This is a genomic window from Pseudomonas syringae (assembly GCF_021605415.1).
Classification (GTDB): domain Bacteria; phylum Pseudomonadota; class Gammaproteobacteria; order Pseudomonadales; family Pseudomonadaceae; genus Aquipseudomonas; species Aquipseudomonas syringae_S.
Genome location: NZ_WKEQ01000094.1, coordinates 1 through 902, shown reverse-complemented (window position 1 = coordinate 902; position 902 = coordinate 1). Strand labels below are relative to the sequence as shown.

The window sequence follows — 902 nt, the reverse complement described above, 5'->3', positions numbered from 1 at the left end:
ACCGCTACGACCACGCGCAACTGCTGCTGACGGAAATCGAGAACGAGTCCGGCGAGAAATACCTGCTGGACTACACCGCTCGCGGACTGATCCGACAGGAAACGGGGTTCGATGGCCGGCGCACGGCGTATGCCTACGACCTCAGCGGCCATCTGCTGGAAAAGACCGAGTACGGGGATGACGGTTCTATATGGGTCACGGCTTATGAGCGCGATAGCGCTGGGCGGCTGTTGGTCAAAACCTTGCCCGACGGCATCAAGGTTCAATACCACTACGACAGGCTCGGACGACTGACGAGCGTCGACGACGGTCAGAACCATCCACTTGCGTTCGAATACGACCTCCAGGATCGGCTGATCACCGAACACCAGGGCTGGGGCACCCTGCGTTATGCCTACGATGCCTGCGGCCAACTCAAACGCATGCGCCTGCCCGATGGCAGCAAACTCGATTACCACCATGCCAAGGGCGGTGCGCTGACGGCCGTCGTTCTCAATGGCGCGCGGGTGACCACCCATCAATTCGAATTCGGACGGGAGAAGGAGCGCCAGCAAGGCCAACTCACCAGCCACTACCAATATGACGATCAGGGCCGATTACAGGCTCACTCGGTGCATCAGCAAAATCGCACGCTGTACCTTCGTCACTACAGCTATTCAGTCAACGGCAATCTGGCGTCAATCGCTGACAGCCGCCACGGTCAACGTACTTATTACTACGACGCGCTTGATCGCCTGACCCGCGTCCGCCACACCCGCGACGACCCGCAGGAAACCTTCGCCCACGACCCGGCCGGCAACCTGCTCATGCAAAACCGCCCCGGCCCGGCGAACATCTACGGCAACCGCCTGCTGATGCAGGGCGATCGCCACTACGACTACGACGCCTTCGGCAACCTCATC

At 60.5% G+C, this 902-nt stretch carries 1 pseudogene; it reads left to right on the top strand.

Features of this window, described 5'->3' with window-relative positions:
* Positions 1-902: pseudogene (locus tag GIW69_RS26140) on the top strand (type IV secretion protein Rhs); the annotation flags it as partial.